A 17,016-nucleotide genomic window follows, 5' to 3' on the forward strand; every position below is an offset into this window, starting at 1 on the left:
ACGGCATGCATAGGTGGGTTCGTGACAAGAGACAGACTTCGCCTCGGGTTGCTGGCATTGACCCAGCTCATCGTGGCTCTCGACTACAACATCGTTTATGTGGCGCTGCCCGACATCGGGGTCGCGCTGGGCTTCGGTCCGCGATCCGTGCAGTGGGTGGTCAGTGCGTACGCCGTCGGACTCGGTGGATTGCTCCTGTTCGGAGGCCGAGCCGTGGATCGGCTCGGACCGCGCAAGTTGTTCATGACCGGGCTGGCGCTGTACGGCGTCGCGTCGCTGGCCGGTGGTCTCGCGTCCAGCGCCGGGCTGCTGATCGCGGCGCGGGCCGTGCAGGGCGCCGGCGGAGCACTTTTGACGCCCGCGACCCTCGCGCTCATCTATCGAGGTTTCGCCGAAGGCCCGGCGCGCAACCGAGCGTTGGGTGCGTGGGGATTGGCCGGCAGTGCGGGGCTGGCCGCCGGATCCCTTCTGGGTGGTCTGCTGACCAACTATCTGGGCTGGGCGTGGGTGTTCTTCGTCAACGTGCCGCTGGCGCTCATGTGTGTGCTCACCGCACCGCGCCTGCTACCCACCGATCCAGGCCGCACACCTGGCGGTTTCGACGTACCAGGCGCCGTGCTTGCCACTGCGAGCTCGGCGCTGCTGGTGCTCGGCCTCGCGGCGGGGCCGGACGCGGGATGGGTGTCGCTGCGCAGCACAGGCGCGTTGGTCGCAGGGATCGCCCTGCTCGCCGTGCTGCTGATCGTGGAGGCACGTACACACGATCCGCTCATCCCGCTGCGGCTCGTGCGCGGCCGCAATCTCGCAACGACGATGATCGTGATCGCGATCTTCCAGGGCACGCTCGGCGGTGGCTACTACGTCCTTACCTCCTACCTGCAGCCGGTTCTCGGCTACAGCTCGTTGGAGGCAGGGTTGACGTTCCTGCCGCTCACCCTTGTCTGCATGTTCGCGGCAGTCAAGGTCACTCCACCGTTGCTCGATCGCTGGGGTGTTCGCACCACTCTCTCGGTCTCGGCGGTCGGGACCGGACTTGGCATCGCCGCGATGGTCGCGGGAACCACGCCGGGCGGAGGGTTCTGGACGCTCCTGCCCGGGAGCATTGTCTGGGGCCTGTTCGGCGGAGTGGCGTTCGTGACGTTGTTCGCCTCCGCCGGCGCGGGTGTCGCGGTTGCTGAGCAGGGCGTCGCGGCCGGAGTGGCCAGCACCGCCAAGGAGGTCGGTGGCGCGCTGGGCCTCGCGGTTTTCGTCGGGATCGTCACCGGCGGGACCGATCTGCTCCATGGCCTGCATGTGGCCGGATGGGCCGCTGCCGCGCTCACTGCCGTCGGCGGCGTGATCGCCCTCGCTCTCGATCCCTCCCGGATCGCATCCGGAAGCCCGCAATCCATCACTCCCGAAGGAGTCAGCAAGTGAGCACGACCGACTTGATCGATGCTTACCTCGACATCTGGAACGAACGAGACGCCACTGCCAGGAAAGAGCTGATGCGGTCCGTTCTGACCGAAGACTCGGTCTATGCAGACCCTGACTACGCCGGGCTCCGCGGGCACGCCGAACTGTCGGAGGCGATCGGCCGCGCCCAGGAATCGTTCGGCGACCTCCAGTTCACGCTGGACACCGTGATCGGCACGCACCACGACCGGGTCTTGTTCAGCTGGCGGCTCGGCACGGCTGCTTCGGGGTATGACGTCGTGGATGTCGCGGGGGAGCGCATCCGCAGTGTCCTGGGATTCTTCGGATGAGCGGCTGGACTGCAGCGTGGACGACCTCGCCGCAGCGGCAGGGCGTCGGCTTTGCCCGAACTGGTCCGACGAGGGGTTCGCCGGCCAGACCATCCGCCAGAGCCTGCGGCTCGGCATCGGAGGTGAAACGCTGCGGGTGCGGCTGTCGAACCGTTACGGTACGACGCCTCTGCGCATCGGACGTCTCACGGTTGCTCCGACTGCCGCCGCATCCGCGGTCAAACCGGAAACTCTGCGCCAGTTGACGATCGACGGGACGTCGTCCTTCACTGCGCCGGCCGGAGCTGACGTGGCTATCGACGCGGCGCACCCTCGCCACGGACCCGCTCAGCGAGATGACCGTCACCCTCTACGTGGCCGAGACGTTCGGCCCCGCGACATACGTCGCCCAAGCCCTGGCGACGACATACCGGAGTGCGGGCGACCACCGCGCGGACACCGACGGCACGGCCTTCGCCGAAACGTCGCAGACCTGGTACTACCTCAGTGGCGTCGACGTGACCGGAGCGCCGACCGGCGGCATCGTGGCGCTCGGTGACTCGCTGACCGACGGAACCGGCAGTACAGCGGACACCGACAACCGGTTCCCCCGATCGGCTCGTCCGGCGGCTGGCGGCCGGCGGCAGTCCGCGCGCAGTCCTGAACCAGGGCATCGGCGGTAACCGCGTCACGCTCAACTCACGGTGGCTCGGAGACCGCATGACCGCTCGGTTCGCACTCGACGTACTGACCCAGCCCGGTGTGAGCACAGTCCTGATCCTCGCCGAATCAACGACACCTGGATCAGCGAGGTGGCGGGCGAGTCCCCGTTCCCGATCCTCGCGCCGTACACCGACGTGGCCGTGGACGCCATGATCGCTGGGCATCGCGAGATGCTCCGGCAAGCTCGCGCAGCCGGCCTGCGGGTCGTCGGCGCGAGCTTGCTGCCGATCCGTGGATCGGGATTCTCCACGCCGCGCAGCGAGGCCAAGCGGTCGAGCATCAATACCTGGATCCGGGAACTCGGGTGAGTACGACGCGGTCGTGGTCGTGGACCTGGCTGATGCGATGGGCGAAGTACTCGATCCCGCGCACGATTCCGGCGACCAACTGCATCCCAACGATGCCGGGTACCAGGCAATGGCCGACGCTGTCGACGTCACGCTGCTCTGACGACGTCACGTCCCGGCTGCGTGCCTGAGGCAATGACCTGCCTCAGGCACGCAGCCGCGTTCGTCGCCTCGGACCGCCTGAGCCCAGGCCGGGCGCCCTTACCACCGCACATCACGGCATCGTCCGTCGGCATCGGCCGAGGTCGCGCGAGTCTGCAAACACTCCGGTTCTTCTTGCGCCTGGGGGCTGCTCGGTTGCGGAGCGAGACAGTACCGAAAACGGTCGAGCGCGGAGGACGCAGCTTCGGCTGGCCATGGCCTCCGGTCGTCGTCAGCTCGGTGTCAGAGCTTGATCACGTAAGTGTTGTTGGCCTTGTCCGCAAATGTCTGCCGCTTCTCGTCCCACAGCGGCCACAGGTACCCGATGCAGCAGGCCATGCCGTCGAGAATGTGGCTCAGTTGGCGGACGAACGCTTTACCCGCACCGATTGGCCTGCCGGTGTCGGCGCCGACCAGCTTCAGGCCGAGGACTGACTTGCCCACCGTCTGGCCACTGCCGCCCTGGCGGACCACGACGTTCCAGATCCCCACGCCGAGGCTGACGATGTAGAGGAGCATCGCCACGATGGCCATAGGCGCGGTTTGGCGGCTGAGGAACACCGTGCCGATTCCGTACGGCACGGCGACAACTAGGCCGTCGATAAGCGTGCCACCGGCCCGACTCGGCCAGGCCGCCAGGTTGCCCAGAATTGAGCCGCCGGGCGAACTATATGGCTGGCCGTTGTCGTACTGGCCGTACGGCTGCTGCCCGTACTGCTTTGGGTCCTGCCAGCCGTAACCTGGCGGTGGCGTCGGAGTGCTCACGACGATCCTTTCGAAATGAATAGCGCCGGAGGAGCTACCATAGGCTAATGCATTGGCGTCTCAGAACCATAACACGCCTCACCTGGTGGGTCTTGTAGCTAGCCCCTTAGGCTCACCCCGCCGGCATGGCCGGCGACCGATTCCTTGAACGTTCTTTCTCCTCCCAGCGGCGGCTCGAGGAACTCGATGTGCGGACCGTCGGAGAACACTCGCGAGACCTGCGGACGGACTCCCGATGGGTGGCGCTGTGCAGATGCGTTCCCAGCGGCTCTCACGACTCCAGTGTTCGACGAACAAGAGCTGCGTCGGGCCGTCAGATTGTGTGGAACGCATCGGTATCGGTCTGCGATTCGCTGCTCACCGACGGCCTCAACGGCTCACCGAAGCATTGTTCGTCACCGTCCTGCCCGACCATGAGCCCCATGGTTCAGACGTTGACGTCGCACAACTTCGCGACGAACGCTGGATCGCCCCAGCCGCGGGACGCGATTACCTCGCCACATGGGCAACTCTAGTTGTCCCGTTAAAGAAAATATGAATTTTCAGATCTGGGGTGTCGAATCTGGCCTGCCCGGCTCGACGCGAGGGTGAACGCGTGATCCGCAGACCGCGAGGGCCTGCGAACACATGTTCGATAGTTGTTCCATCTGCGAGGTTAGGAGATTGAAGTGGACACCGTTGTTTCGAAGGATGGCACGGTCATCGCTTACGACAAGTCGGGAAATGGGCCGGCCTTGATCACAGTCATCGGCGCGCTGAACCAGCGCAGCGACGACTTCAACGTCGCGCTCGCTGCGCTGCTGGCAGAGCGCTTCACCGTGTACAACTACGACAGGCGTGGCCGGGGCGACAGCACTGACACCCCGCCCTACGCGGTACAGCGCGAAGTGGAAGACATCGCCGCGCTCGTCGAGGCAGCCGGCGGTAGCGCCTGCATCTACGGAACCTCCTCCGGCGGGATCCTTGCCCTCGAAGCAAGTCGGCAGCTGGACTCGCTAACCAAGGTCGCGATGTACGAACCCCCCTGCATCATCGACGACACCCGCCCGGCCCGGCCCGCGGACTACGTGCGGCAGCTCAACACCATGGTCGCCGACAACCGGCGCGGCGACGCCGTGGCCTACTTCATGACCGTCGCGGCCGGCGTTCCAGCCGAGTACGTCAGCGGAATGCGCACCCAGCCGTTCTGGGCCCGCCTGGAATCCCTGGCACACACCATCGCCTACGACGGCCTGGTCATGGGCAACACGATGTCCGGCAACCCGCTCCCGACCGAATGGGCCAACGTGAAAACACCGACACTGATCGCCGACGGCGGACAGACTCTCGCCTTCCAGACCGCTGCGATGGCACTCGCCGACCTCCTACCGAACGGCGAGCACCGCACCCTGCCCGATCAACCCCACAACGTCGACCCCGAAGCCATCACCCCCGTTTTGATCGACTACTTCACCGCTTGAGACCAGCCAGGAGGCAACGCGATGGCCCGAATCGTCGCAACCGAATTCATCGCACTCGACGGCGTCATCGAAGCACCCGGCGGAGGCGAGGGCTTCAAACATGAGGCATGGGTCTTCGACCACGACCGCGGTATCGAAGGCGACGACTTCAAACTTCACGAGACCCTCAACTCCGACGCTCTGCTATTGGGAAGGATCACGTACGAACGCTTCGCCGAGGCTTGGCCCACCAGGGACGGCGAGTTCGCGGACAAGTTCAACAGGATGCCGAAATACGTCGTATCGTCCACACTCCGCGACCCGGAATGGAACAACACGACCGTGATCGGCGACGACCCACTCGCGGCCGCTGCCGAACTCGACAAGACCTACGACGGTGACGTTGTCATCCATGGCAGCGCACGTCTCACTCAAACCCTGCTCGACCACGATCTCATCGACGAACTCCGCCTGATGCTGTTTCCGGTCGTCCTCGGCACCGGCCGGCGCCTCTTCGGCGAAACCAGCGACAAGAAGACGCTGAAACTAAGCCAAGCGAAGGCAGTCGGCGACGGCATCATGATCCTCACGTACCAGTCAACCCGAAACACAGAAACAACCACCAAGTAGCCCACCAAACAGGAGGCCTCAGACGCAGTCTGGGGCCTCCTGCTAGGAAGGCCTTGGCCGGGTCACTTCGTGAGCGGCGCTCAACCCTGGAACGACACCAGGACAGCGTCGTCCGAGGACTAACACGCCCCGCATGATGCACTCGGTGTCCAGCCGGCGTAGGAAGCCTCGCAGGCGCGCAGTACGCAACCGGGTCAGGTGGGCTACCGGCGAGCGTACGACGGGACTCGTCGTAGACATGCCGACCTTCGTCGCGATGAGCACTGCTCCCGCCGAGAGGCAAAGGCACGCCCGGAGAAGACGCTCGCTGTGCCCGGCGCCGTAGGTGTCCGCGATGTCGAAGAACGTCACAGCCAGCTCGACGGCGCGATGAATGGCGCGGATCAACTCCTCGTCGTCGACCTTGCCTCACGAGACCGACATCCCATCTTTCATGACCGGCCCACTGATACCGAGCTCCCAGGTCGAGAGCGCTGACACAAATTCCAGAACGTCCCATAGATCTCGTAGTCATGCGACCGGACCTTAGGGGCTGGAGCCCGTTCGAGGTGGGCGGCGTCGTCGCGCGCAGGATCCCAGGAGTCGAATGCTCGAGCAGGACGCTCTGCCCCAGCGCGGCTGGGACCGACTCCGCCCAGGAGTCGCCGCTCGCTGGAGCGACCACAAGGCACGCGCCGAGGTCCGATGGGATGCAGCGGATCCGCATCCACGTATCGGGCCGACTGTGTACCAACAGTTGTAGTGCGACGGGATCGCTCTGCTGCTCTCTTCCAGCAGAGCTCAGACCAGCCTGCGGAGGGCGTCGTCGATGGCGTCGACGAGAGGATCTCCCTCGGTGCCGGAGCGGCGAATTAGCCCGATCTCGACCGTCGGAAGCGGCGGCAGGCCAGGATGGTTATATGGCGCGCGAAGCTCAGGGACCACGTTCACGGGTAGCATCGGCGCGGCTCCGAGGCCGGCCTGCACTGCAGCCTTCACCCCGGCCAAGCTGGTGCTCTCGAAAGCGAGCTTCCAGGAGCGGCCGGCACCATCGATCGATTCCAGGATCGCGGAGCGCCACAAGCATGGTCGGGAGAAGAGCACCAACGGAAGCGTGTCTGCGGACAGGTCGACACTTGGATCAACGGCCCAGACCAGCGGGAACGGCAGGGACCACCGAGGTGGCTCCTGCATGTATCTGACGTCGCACAGAGCGATCTGGATACGGCCCCTTTTGAGCGCCTGACGCAAAGCCGGACCACTGCCGACCATCACTTCCAATTTCGCATGCGGGTGAACTTTCGCAAACCGCACAAGGAACTGGGGCAGATGCGCAGCGGCGATGTCCTCGGCGAGTCCGACGCCGCACTGGCCCGAGATGCTCTGACCAAGATCGGATAGGGCCTCAGCTGACAGCGCCAGGATGCGTTCCGCGTATGGCAGGAGCGCCTCACCGGCGTTCGTCAGCGAGACACCCGAGGTTGCGCGAAGCAACAAAGGCTGACCGAGTGTACGTTCCAGCCGACGCAGCTTCTGACTAACGGCAGGCTGAGTCTGCCCAACCGCGGCAGCCGCTCGACTGATGCTGCCCGCCCGCGCCGATGCGACAAAGGCTCGGAGCAGGGCGATCTCAAGATCGGGGGGCATAAGGCTTGATTATGCCCCCTCGTGGCCCAGGCCCTGTTCCGCTGACACGGAGCGACGAATAGTGTTTGATCCGTGCGAATCACCCCTCCGGACGTCCGTGTACCTATGCCCGGGACGGCATCATCAACGATGCACGTGCGTGCACTTTCCGGTGATGCTGACATAAAGCCTATGATGCTGACATAAAGCCTATATAGAGAGACGACACGGTGATCTGAATGTGCAGACGGAGCGACGACTTGCACAGATGCGACTAGGAGCCGTGGGGTCTGGCCGTGAGCTCGTGGTGGTACAGGAATGATCCCAGTGCGGAAGCCCGAGTTCGCCGATGTCGAGTCGGTACGGGCGATCGGGCTGAAGACTTGGCTGATGGAGTACTGCGGGCAGGCGTCAGACAAGTCCGTCGCGGACCGAGTGCTCGGCTGGACTCGCCGTTGCTCCGACCTACACGCAGATGCCGAGGTCGACCTCCCACGATCTCGGCATCTGCGTGTAGGTCGGAGCAACGCCAGCGGATTGGTTGCAGAGCAAGATGTTCAGACCCTTCACAGCCCCCTCACGGCCGCGGTCGCACTCTCTGGCCATCAGGACCTCTCGGGATGTACTCGCGTATGTCGGCGCTGGTGGGTGCCGAGCAACTCGCCAGCAGCGCCAGGTCGATGACACGGTCGCAGTGTGCATGAAACAAGCCGACCTCAAGTACTAGCTGTCTAGCCGGAAGCAGGACCCATCGAAGGGTCCAGCCAGTTTGCGGCCCAGCACGGTACTGCATCGGTGCGAACCCCGATCGGCCACAGCTGACCTGCTGTTGTGGCCCGGGGCAACGTCCGGCTACCAACGCAGCGATCGCGACGAGCGGGCCGCATGCCGAGGCCGACAATGGCCGACCGTGATGAACCTGACCCACGGCGCCGTCTCCGTCGCGGTCGTGACAGCGACTCTGAGTACGGGCATCGCGTGGCCGGCGTGGACGGACTGCTTGTCCCGGAAGGTGGAGTTGGGATCTTGTTGATCACTGCGGCGCCCTGTCGTAGTCGCGCCGACCGGGCAAGTGCCTCCCTCGCGCCCGGGAGGAGGAGGCTGGATCGCCTGGCGGAGACGCGGTCCATCTGGACCATCCCACTAGGCGCCGCAACGAGCACTCGGCCGATTCTGGGAGCAACCCCCTGCTGAAGCGAATGAGGATCGGTATCGCCGGCCTCGGCACCTCGGTCTGTATGCCGAGTTCATCGGATTACGGGAGGCGCTGGCCAGCCCGTCAAGAATCAGATCAACCGCTTATGCGATCACCAGGCTGCCTGTCTGGGGTCGGACATTCCAGCTTGAGCTTATCCGAGAGTTTCCGGATGTAGGTAACTCGCCTGGTCCTGTCGCGTCACAGCAACTCGTGGTGCTCAGTTCACCACGTTGTTCCGAGAAGGAGCCTTGATGTTAACGACCCCGGCGTACCTGCTCGTGCTCAACAGTGCATCGACGCCCGCGAAGTTGAAGGTGACCTTGCGCATCAACCTAGTGCTATCGAGCCAAACATTGTAAGCAATTGTCTGCGGCAACCCATCGACCATCTGCTGTCCCTGAGCGGCCATGATCGATTTCGTGTCGACCAGCAGCTTGTAGTGAACGAGCGTCTCGCCAGACTTTCGTTCGCTGCCGACGTACGTCACGGCGCGCAGACCAGCTCCCAACGCAGCGAACGTCTTCTTCGGGTCCATGCTATCAAGGGTCTGCCGGAAGCTGTTGGCCATTGGGCTGGTATCTCCGGCCTTGATCTTTAGATACTTGCCGACCGGTACGTGTCCAGGAACGGACACATAAAGAACGCCGTTCACCAGGATCAATCGAGCTGTGCCGTGGAAGGCCGGTCCCTTCATCTCGACCGACATCGCCGGACGGTCGCCAAACCTTGCCAGCCCGCTCGTCGTCACCGTCTGTCCCCCGACGTGCAGAAGCAGCGTTGTGCGCACTGCACCTGTTGTCGACATCGCCTTCGTTACTGCCTGCACGAAGGTGGCTGTCGTCAGACGGACCTCAGCGGTTGGACTAGTCGATGCCGATGCGGCACGGGCGGCCGTGGTTTGCGTTGCTTGCGGCAACTTGTCGATACTGCCGCTGCAGCCAACAAGTCCGAGCGCAACGGAACAGGCGGAGACCATGAGCGCCACACGACAGGCCATCCTCACTGCCAGACCCCTCTTCGCATCATACGACAAGGCCTCCCGATCGGGAGACTGTCGATCAACGTTCTTGATAGTGAGATATGAGCGCCCGGGATCGGCAGTCACGACCTTGGCATGGCGTGCATCAACCACGCGGGACAAGGGCCCACAAACTTCGCCGTCTCCTCCAACGCCGGGTTGCAGACTGCGACGCACACCCGCCTCGGACGCCACGGCCATCCAAAACGAGACAACTACGCCTCTCCGACTAATGCATGCTGTTTCATATCGCGTTAGATCATGCCAGATTGGATCGGCTCCTGGCAAGCTTCCGGTCACTTCGACCACTGCTCGACCGCGGATGCTGCAGGGTGCAGACGGCCGCTGTGACGATCGAGGAAGCCTAGACGGCGGGCGCGTTGGCTAATGGTATCGCGCAGACGCTACATTACCATTGTCGGCGCTTCCTGGGCGGACACTACTCGCAGCTGACGCCCTTGCGGCATGCAAGGAGCTCAGCCGCGGCCTGTCGAATTGCGACTCTTGGAGAAGACATGTTGCGGCGCACAACTGTCGTCATCGTTCAGTTGGCGCTGGTGGCGGTGTTCGCAGCCTCCAGCTCATACGGCTCAGCTGTAGACGAGTTGGCGCCTGTCAGGCTCGTTCTGGACTCGTCGGGATCGATGACGGCGCGAGACGTTGGCGCAGGCGGAACCAGATTGGATGCCGCAAGGCGGTCTGTCGCTTTCGGGACCCAGTCAGTGCTGTTTGGCGGAAATATCGTGTCCGATTTCTGCGAAGGGATCTGCCGAGGCGATCCTGCGAGAATGTGACTGATCGGCCAGAGAATGAGGAGTTGGAGTGACCCTTGTCATTGATCCGAAAGTCTTCTATTTCGGGACACCGGTAGTTTTGGTGAGTTCGATCAACGAAGACGGCTCGCCCAACCTGGCTCCAATGTCGTCGGCTTGGTGGCTGGGGCGGTCGTGCATGTTGGGACTCGACGCGACCTCGAAGACCACCGAGAACCTCGAGCGCGGAAGCGACTGCGTCCTGAACCTAGCAGACTCCGAAATGGTTGACGCCGTCGACCGACTTGCGCTTATGACTGGTAGCCGGGTGCTGCCGGAACACAAGGCACAGAAGGGATTCGAGTTCGAGCCCGACAAATTCGGGCGAGCTGGGCTGACACCGTTGGCTTCCGATCTCGTCTCGGCTCCACGCGTCGCGCAGTGTCGTGTGCAACTCGAAGCGAGGGTCACCGCGATCCAGCCCTTTGGCGCTCCTCATGCAGACGCGCGCGCGGTGGAGGTCGAGATCATACGCACCCACGTCGACCCGGATCTGGTGGTTCCCGGAACGGTAGACCACATAGACCCTGTGCAATGGGATCCCCTCATCATGAAGTTCACCGAATTCTTTGGTAGCGCTGTCAACCTGCGGCCATCGACACTGGCTCGCGGATTTGGCATGATGCATGGGGCCGTCCTCTCACCCACCGACTCGAGCGCGAGTCGACGATGAGTCGAACTCTACGTATTGGAATCGCCCAGATTCCGCTGGTGGTCGGGAAGAAGTCTGAGAATATCCGCACAATCCTGGACGCTGTCGATGCTGCCGCGTCCGAGCACTGCGACATCGTCCTTATGCCGGAATGTTCACTCAGCGGTTGGCTGTCACAGAACGCGGCGACGGACGCCGAGAGCGTGCCCGGGCCATCTACATCATTGATCGGTGATCGTTGTCGTCAGCATGATTTGGCCGTCGTGCTCGGCATGGAAGAGCGCCTAGATCGGAAGGTCTACAACAGCGCAGTCTTCCTGGATAGGCGGGGTGTGGTGCGGAACGTGCACCGCAAGATCAACGAACTGGAAATCGGCCGGGCCCTGTACAGCGTCGGCGATCGGCTCTCCGTGATTGAGTTCGAAGGATGGTTGGTCGGACTCGACATTTGTGCGGACAGCTGGACCGCGCCCATTGTCGACACCCTGTACCTCATGGGTGCGAATGTCATCCTCTCGCCCTGTGCGTGGGCCATCGATCCCGGTGGGGAGGATACGAACACTGCTTGGATCGGTGAGAACTATCGAGCGCATACGGTTGACAAGGACCTGTACATCCTGGCCGCCAACAGCGTCGGAGAGCTGCCGACTCCGCACCCGTGGGCGGGAAGGATCCTCCACGGCGACAGTCTCGCCTATGGCCCGGGAGGTCACCGGATTGCACATGCCCCGCGTTCGCGTCCGGCCATACTGACCGTCGATCTGGCGATCTAGCAGTAATCTCCGAGAGGTTCGTTAGGCAGGTGATGAGCTGCCGCGGCGGCAGCAACCTGGAAGGTCGACGACGTCGAGGCGCGGCCCGGTCCGCCATTCGGTGGGCCATCTCCTGCCTTGTCCGCGCTGGCAGGTCCAGCAAGTCAGTCCAAACCCAGCCAGGAGGACGACTATGTCCGCATACGTCCATGAGTTCGTGTCGTGGACGAGATACCCGGCACTGCGCCGTCCGCGTGAAACGGCCCGGGTAGCAGCCCACTGCGCCGGCATATCGACATGCCATCGCCTTCGGATCCATTCGCCTGCGGGCGTCCCTGGAGTTTGTGGTTGCGGCGGGACCGTAGCGAGACGGCACGGCGGACGAGTCAACGCGCTTCGTGCATCTCCGGGGCCACGAGTCGTTAATACGGGCTGGCCCAGTCCCGTTAGATCGATTTCCAGACCGCTGCGATCCTGAGACGGCGGTTGGCGGCGAACTGCGAGGCACTCAGGATCGCGAGTGTCGGGAGTGATGCCGAGCGACCCGCGCCCGGTTGCCACACCCCGGCGAGCACCACTGTTGCTTCGGATGATGCTTGAGGAAGAAGAGGATGCATCCCGGTGCACGACACAACCCCAATTGGTCACGATCGGGAGCCGCGAGCAATGAGAGGGCCGAGCGCGCCAACTGCGCCAACACGCTGTCGCTGGCAGTTGACTTGCTTGTCGCCTGAACCTCGACTTCGCCGTCGCGCATGACCCGCGCCACAAGCGTGACCGGTGCTCTAGCTGCCACCTCGTTGACAGTAGCAATCACGGCCGGCGAGAGAGCCACACCGTCGACGACCTCGGTCAGAAGATTCCGCAAGAGCTCACGTAGCGCAACGAGATCGCGACGAGCTACAGCACCACGACGTCGATCAGCTAGCACCTCGTCGAGCCAGCGCGTCACCGAGTCCCTGTCCGCAAGCTCATCGACCAGTTCGCCGTCGCGGAGGCGGAGAGTACTGAGAAGCGCGACCGCGAGTTGTGGATCCGCCAACGTCCAACTCTTACCCAGTTCTATGTCACTCACGCTAATGCTACCTCTCCCAAAACCGTGTCAACATACCGAGTGTAGGCCCCTGCCCTGCTCGGCCCATGCTGAAGGCGCTGGCGAGCGTCTTGGTGCGGCGGCCCCTGTCACACATGTGCCATTCTCAGAGTCTCAAAGACGGTGTCGGGTGGTTGCCTCCCACCCATGCGGCTGAGAGGTAACCGAAACTGGCCGGCAGATCTCCGGCGACCTCAGGACTGCGGCCGTATTCCGTCGGCTCGCCCCTTCCCAACCCTCACTACAACTTGCTCCGCTGTCAGCTCCGGCGATAGGTCCGACTCAATCTCACTCATTCTGTCCTGCGCCGGTGCTTGATCGCGGTTTCTGTCCTGCGCCGGTGCTTGATCGCGGTGGTCGCCGCAAGCAAACTGACTGCTGCGGTGACGCCGATGACGAACCACAGGCCGGCCCTGTAGCCTGCGAGGCCAGCGCTGCTCGCGTAGCTCAGCACAGTTGCTGTGACACCGACGACGAGACCGGTGCCGATCTGCGAAGCGGCGATGAAAATTCCGGAAGCAAGGCCCTGTTCATCCGCGGCCGCGGAGGCGACCGCAGTGATGTTCATAGCCGGATAGGCAGCAGCGAAGCCAATTCCGCCGAGCAACTGCTGAACGACGAGCAGCGCGTAGATCGCGACGTGTCCGAGACCGAGGGCAAACCAGATGTAGCTAACGGCCTGCAGTGCCAGGCCAAAGCTCGCCAAAGGCCAAGCGCCGCGACGGCCGACCACACCGGCGAACCAGCGAGCAGCGACACCGACAATGAGTCCGCCGATCACGAACGCTGCACCGGCCTGCCAGGGCGACCAGCCAAGACGTTGCTGGTAGTACAGAGTGGACACGAACTGAAACGCAACGTAACAGCCCTGGAACAGCATGCAAGTATTAGCTGCCGCGAACTGTGGACGGGAGAAGATGCCGAGCGGGATCAGCGGGGCTCGGGCTGTCTTCTCGATCATGATGAACGCTGAGATCAGCAGGACACCAGCGACAGCCGCACTGATCGTCAGCGGCGCAAGCCAGCCCGAGTCTGCGGCGCGGCTGACGGCGAAGACAATCGCCAGCAAGCCAAGCGTCACGCTGACAGCGCCGAGCAGATCGGGCCGCTGCAGCCTCTCACCGTGTCGTCCGGGCAATATGACCGCTTGGGCCATGATCGCGACGACGATTGCGATGACGGCAGGCATGAACAGGGTGATCCGCCACGATGCGGTCGCCAAGAAACCTCCGACAACGAGGCCGAGCACGAAACCGACTGATGCGATCGCCAAATAGTGGCCGAGGGCACGATTGCGCTCGTCTTCATCCCGGTACGTGTCCAACAGAATCGCCAACGCCGTAGGCGCCGTGAAAGCCGCACTCACTCCCTTCAACAGTCGCGCGCCCACGAGCGGCGCTCCTGCCGTGACGAGTCCGCCGGCGATGCTTGCGATCGCGAAGATCACCAGCCATGTCACCAAGAGCCTGCGCCGCTCCAGAAGGTCGGCGAGCCGACCACCGAGGAGTAGAAAGCCGCCGAACCCGAGGACGTACGCGCTCACGACCCATTGCAGCGCTGACGGCGACATACCTAGGTCGGTCTGGATCTTCGGCAACGCCGGACCCATACTCGCGATGTCCATCGCGTCCAAGAACTGAACCGCACAGACGATAAACAATATGAGGCTCGCACGCGCCGCGATCCCAGACCGCGCAGCCGTGCCGCTGACTTCATTCCGATGTCGATCTGTCATAGAGCATCCTTGAACGAAACCGTAACGGACCGATCAGTCCGGGACTGATCGGTCCCGAATCTAGACACACTCGAGCTCTATGTCAAACTTGTGAGGAGGTGCCCCGCGCCTCATGAGATGCGGAAGGAGCAGAAGTGGCACGAAGACCAGCCCCCGGCACGAGGGAGCGGATCCTGAAGGTGGCCACCGATCTCTTCAACAAGCACGGCGTGCGTGCCGTCGGCATGCAGCAACTCGTCGACGAGACCGGTGTCGGAAAGAGCCTCGTCTATCGAGAGTTTGCCGGCAAGGACGACCTGGTCGTGGCATGGTTGCATCAGATGCGCGCGGCGTGGTGGGACATGTCCGCCAACGTCACCTTGCACTATCCCGACGATCCCGCCCGACAGCTTCTCGGCATAGTTGAGATGGTCTATGAACAGGTTGCTGCAGAGGGCTACTTCGGCTGCGTTTACCACACGACCAGCAGTGAGTTTCGGGATCCGCAGCATCCCGGGCATCAAGAGTCGGTCCGGCATGCTCGCGAAATCCGTGAACAACTGCGGGGCCTTGCTGCCGCGGCTGGAGTTGTCGACCCGCACCGGCTCGCAGACGAGCTGCTGCTCATCATCGATGGCATCTATGCAAGCGGGTCAGTCCTTGGCCCATCTGGTCCCTCCCGGACGGGCGTTGAACTGGCCACGCGGCTCATTCAGCAACACTGTCCCGGCGGCCTAACTGCGACTACGCGCCACTGACACCCGACTCGCCCGCGACGCCGCTGAATGCTTAGGCATTGCTTCGCTTCGAGGCTGGCTCGTCGCCCGTCCGCCGACGCCGGTTGGCGATGCCAACACCACTGATCGCCAGCGCTCCCCCGATCAACTCGACCGGTCGTGGCATGTCGCCGATCCACAGAGCCGACAGGGGCAGCGCCAAGGCAGGAGTGAGATACAGACTCGTCGTCGCAGCGCTGACACCAAGCCTGTGGATGGCATAGGCCCAACAGACAAAAGCTATCGCCGATGGCCCGATGCCAAGAAAGATTGCTGCTGAGATGGCACTGGTTCCTGCCTGCGCAACCGCTGCAGGAGCGCGGGCCAGGAGAGGAATCGTCACTATCGTCGCTGACCAGGTCGCATAGCATGCCACTGCCGGCGCCGAATAACGGCTGAGCAATGGCTTGTGAGCCACGTGATAACTGCCATAGGCCAGCGCGGCCCCGAGTAAGACCACGGTTCCTGAACGCAGTTCCACCCGGCCACCGCCGCCGACCGCTATGAGTATGCTGCCGACCACTGCGACGCCTATGCCCAGGCAACGCCGACGTGCCAGTGGCTCTTTCAGCACAAGTGCCGCAAGCAGAACGCTGTATGCCGGAGACGCCGCTATCAGCAATGCTGCGGTCGCCGCGGTCACGCTTTGCTCTCCCAGGTTGAGCAGCAATTGATATCCAGCCATGCCGAGCAGGCCAGACAGAACGATGAGCGGCAGATCGCGCATGCGGGGGACAGTCAGCCGGAAAAGTGGTGCCGATACTGCCAGCGCGATCGACGCGACCATCAGCCTGAGGCCGGTCAGTGTCATGGGATCCAAGTCCGTGACGCTAATGCGAATTGCTGGAAAGGCCATAGCCCACAGCACGATACTGACGGCGGCCGCTCCCCACGCGGCGCGACCTGCCAACGCGGTCGACGAGCCCTGAACAAGCGAGCCGGTCACCGCCTTCGAAGCAGCTGATCCCATACCCGCCTCCTTGGGTCGATCAATCCTCAGACATTCGCCAAGACCCCCGACCCGCATCATCCGGTGTCGTCCAGCCTCCAGTAGACGGCCGACCGATGTCGTCGCAGTCAATCTGTCGACGGGTCCGGGGCCGATCCATGGACGCCTGCATAATAGCATCGGAACTAATGGAGTACCACAGTATCTCCGTTACGACCTCCGGAGCCCTCTGATGGTCATCCACGTGGCTGGTCTCGCGACAAGAGCTCCAGACAACTAGTGTTGTATATCCCAACGGTACGGATGGGATCCGCCGACCTACCCAATGTCGTCCGTCTGCGGACCACTCGGCGATGTGTCCGCGATGGCACTGACCGCCTTTCAGACCGAACAGAGAATCGCAGCGCAACCTGGTAAGAGTCGCCCACGGGGCATGCGACGCATCACAACCGGCATACGACGGATCACAACCACGCACACCTCGGGTTCGGCGAGAAGCCAAGCCTGCACCGGCCCTCTCCTCGGCTGGTCAAGGTCGCGATCTCAACAGCGGCCGGCAAAGCGTTCGCCGGAGTTGCTCATTCGCCGGCGCACGACCACATCCTGCCACCGCAACCACATCTCAACGTCGGCCGATGGAGCAACGCACGGCAGACCTACTCCGCCGACTGCTTGCCG

The 17,016-nt window shown here is 63.3% G+C and carries 16 protein-coding genes and 1 pseudogene; 10 read left to right on the forward strand and 7 right to left on the reverse strand.

Annotated elements, in window-relative coordinates; translation table 11 throughout:
• The first annotated feature begins 21 nt into the window (after positions 1 to 21).
• The 5 genes from EV647_RS02750 (at position 22) to EV647_RS43335 (ending at position 2,897) form a co-directional block, all read left to right on the forward strand.
• Positions 22 to 1,416, forward strand: a complete 1,395-nt coding sequence (locus EV647_RS02750; protein ID WP_238176995.1) for an MFS transporter — start codon at positions 22 to 24, stop codon at positions 1,414 to 1,416.
• Entirely contained in the window at positions 1,413 to 1,745 is a 333-nt protein-coding gene (locus tag EV647_RS02755; protein ID WP_166680203.1) for a nuclear transport factor 2 family protein, read from the forward strand. Before EV647_RS02750 ends, EV647_RS02755 begins: the two co-directional genes overlap by 4 nt.
• A gap of 335 nt (positions 1,746 to 2,080) precedes the next feature.
• Positions 2,081 to 2,407 carry a hypothetical protein gene (locus EV647_RS02760; protein WP_133997919.1) on the forward strand — a complete coding sequence of 109 codons (327 nt, stop codon included), beginning with the start codon at positions 2,081 to 2,083 and terminating at the stop codon, positions 2,405 to 2,407.
• Between the two features lie 129 nt (positions 2,408 to 2,536).
• On the forward strand, positions 2,537 to 2,755 hold the full coding sequence (locus EV647_RS41845; protein WP_166680204.1) for a hypothetical protein: 219 nt from the start codon (positions 2,537 to 2,539) through the stop codon (positions 2,753 to 2,755).
• Between the two features lie 13 nt (positions 2,756 to 2,768).
• Complete coding sequence (locus EV647_RS43335; RefSeq protein WP_166680205.1) at positions 2,769 to 2,897, forward strand: hypothetical protein; 129 nt, start codon at positions 2,769 to 2,771, stop codon at positions 2,895 to 2,897.
• 281 nt (positions 2,898 to 3,178) lie between these two features.
• On the opposite strand, the gene EV647_RS02770 is transcribed toward EV647_RS43335, so the two are convergent.
• Positions 3,179 to 3,700 (reverse strand): RDD family protein, encoded by a 522-nt coding sequence (locus tag EV647_RS02770; RefSeq protein WP_166680206.1) that lies wholly within the window; start codon positions 3,698 to 3,700, stop codon positions 3,179 to 3,181.
• 668 nt (positions 3,701 to 4,368) lie between these two features.
• On the opposite strand from EV647_RS02770, the gene EV647_RS02775 reads away from it, so the two are divergent.
• Together EV647_RS02775 and EV647_RS02780 are read left to right on the forward strand one after the other, a co-directional pair.
• On the forward strand, positions 4,369 to 5,160 hold the full coding sequence (locus EV647_RS02775) for an alpha/beta fold hydrolase (protein WP_133997927.1): 792 nt from the start codon (positions 4,369 to 4,371) through the stop codon (positions 5,158 to 5,160).
• Positions 5,161 to 5,181: 21 nt separating this feature from the next.
• Complete coding sequence (locus EV647_RS02780; RefSeq protein ID WP_133997930.1) at positions 5,182 to 5,769, forward strand: dihydrofolate reductase family protein; 588 nt, start codon at positions 5,182 to 5,184, stop codon at positions 5,767 to 5,769.
• 42 nt (positions 5,770 to 5,811) lie between these two features.
• Here the strand turns inward: EV647_RS02780 and EV647_RS43610 are convergent.
• From EV647_RS43610 to EV647_RS02795, 3 genes and pseudogenes are all read right to left on the reverse strand, one after another.
• Positions 5,812 to 6,162: pseudogene (locus EV647_RS43610) on the reverse strand (aldo/keto reductase); the annotation flags it as partial.
• Positions 6,163 to 6,549: 387 nt separating this feature from the next.
• Positions 6,550 to 7,395, reverse strand: a complete 846-nt coding sequence (locus EV647_RS02790; RefSeq protein WP_133997933.1) for a LysR family transcriptional regulator — start codon at positions 7,393 to 7,395, stop codon at positions 6,550 to 6,552.
• A 1,394-nt stretch (positions 7,396 to 8,789) separates the two neighbouring features.
• A complete protein-coding gene (locus EV647_RS02795) occupies positions 8,790 to 9,557 on the reverse strand; it encodes a hypothetical protein (protein WP_133997936.1) in 768 nt (255 codons plus the stop codon).
• A gap of 855 nt (positions 9,558 to 10,412) precedes the next feature.
• Here EV647_RS02795 and EV647_RS02800 point away from each other — a divergent pair.
• Together EV647_RS02800 and EV647_RS02805 are read left to right on the forward strand one after the other, a co-directional pair.
• Positions 10,413 to 11,075, forward strand: coding sequence for a flavin reductase family protein (locus EV647_RS02800; RefSeq protein ID WP_133997939.1), 663 nt, complete (start codon positions 10,413 to 10,415; stop codon positions 11,073 to 11,075).
• Positions 11,072 to 11,827, forward strand: a complete 756-nt coding sequence (locus EV647_RS02805) for a carbon-nitrogen hydrolase family protein (RefSeq protein WP_133997942.1) — start codon at positions 11,072 to 11,074, stop codon at positions 11,825 to 11,827. The genes EV647_RS02800 and EV647_RS02805 overlap by 4 nt, the downstream gene beginning before the upstream one ends.
• 487 nt (positions 11,828 to 12,314) lie before the next feature.
• Here EV647_RS02805 and EV647_RS02810 read toward each other — a convergent pair whose 3' ends face one another.
• Positions 12,315 to 12,881: an ABATE domain-containing protein gene (locus EV647_RS02810; protein WP_133997945.1), complete on the reverse strand. Its 567-nt coding sequence runs from the start codon at positions 12,879 to 12,881 to the stop codon at positions 12,315 to 12,317.
• Positions 12,882 to 13,191: 310 nt separating this feature from the next.
• Positions 13,192 to 14,634 (reverse strand): MFS transporter, encoded by a 1,443-nt coding sequence (locus tag EV647_RS02815; RefSeq protein ID WP_133997948.1) that lies wholly within the window; start codon positions 14,632 to 14,634, stop codon positions 13,192 to 13,194.
• A gap of 179 nt (positions 14,635 to 14,813) precedes the next feature.
• Between EV647_RS02815 and EV647_RS02820 the strand changes: the two genes are divergently transcribed.
• Positions 14,814 to 15,371: a TetR/AcrR family transcriptional regulator gene (locus EV647_RS02820; RefSeq protein ID WP_166680208.1), complete on the forward strand. Its 558-nt coding sequence runs from the start codon at positions 14,814 to 14,816 to the stop codon at positions 15,369 to 15,371.
• 31 nt (positions 15,372 to 15,402) lie between these two features.
• Here the strand turns inward: EV647_RS02820 and EV647_RS02825 are convergent, their stop codons facing one another.
• Positions 15,403 to 16,359, reverse strand: coding sequence for a DMT family transporter (locus EV647_RS02825; RefSeq protein WP_166680209.1), 957 nt, complete (start codon positions 16,357 to 16,359; stop codon positions 15,403 to 15,405).
• Positions 16,360 to 17,016 lie beyond the last annotated feature (657 nt).

Source organism: Kribbella sp. VKM Ac-2566 (genome assembly GCF_004366005.1).
Lineage (GTDB): Bacteria > Actinomycetota > Actinomycetes > Propionibacteriales > Kribbellaceae > Kribbella > Kribbella pratensis.

Bases quoted from the DNA above. Each gene is read 5' to 3' on its own strand.
- EV647_RS02790 (WP_133997933.1), bottom strand. From the start codon at position 7,395: ATGCCCCCCGATCTTGAGATCGCCCTGCTCCGAGCCTTTGTCGCATCG.
- EV647_RS02760 (WP_133997919.1), top strand. From the start codon at position 2,081: ATGACCGTCACCCTCTACGTGGCCGAGACGTTCGGCCCCGCGACATAC.
- EV647_RS02805 (WP_133997942.1), top strand. From the start codon at position 11,072: ATGAGTCGAACTCTACGTATTGGAATCGCCCAGATTCCGCTGGTGGTC.
- EV647_RS02815 (WP_133997948.1), bottom strand. From the start codon at position 14,634: ATGACAGATCGACATCGGAATGAAGTCAGCGGCACGGCTGCGCGGTCT.
- EV647_RS02780 (WP_133997930.1), top strand. From the start codon at position 5,182: ATGGCCCGAATCGTCGCAACCGAATTCATCGCACTCGACGGCGTCATC.
- EV647_RS02825 (WP_166680209.1), bottom strand. From the start codon at position 16,359: ATGGGATCAGCTGCTTCGAAGGCGGTGACCGGCTCGCTTGTTCAGGGC.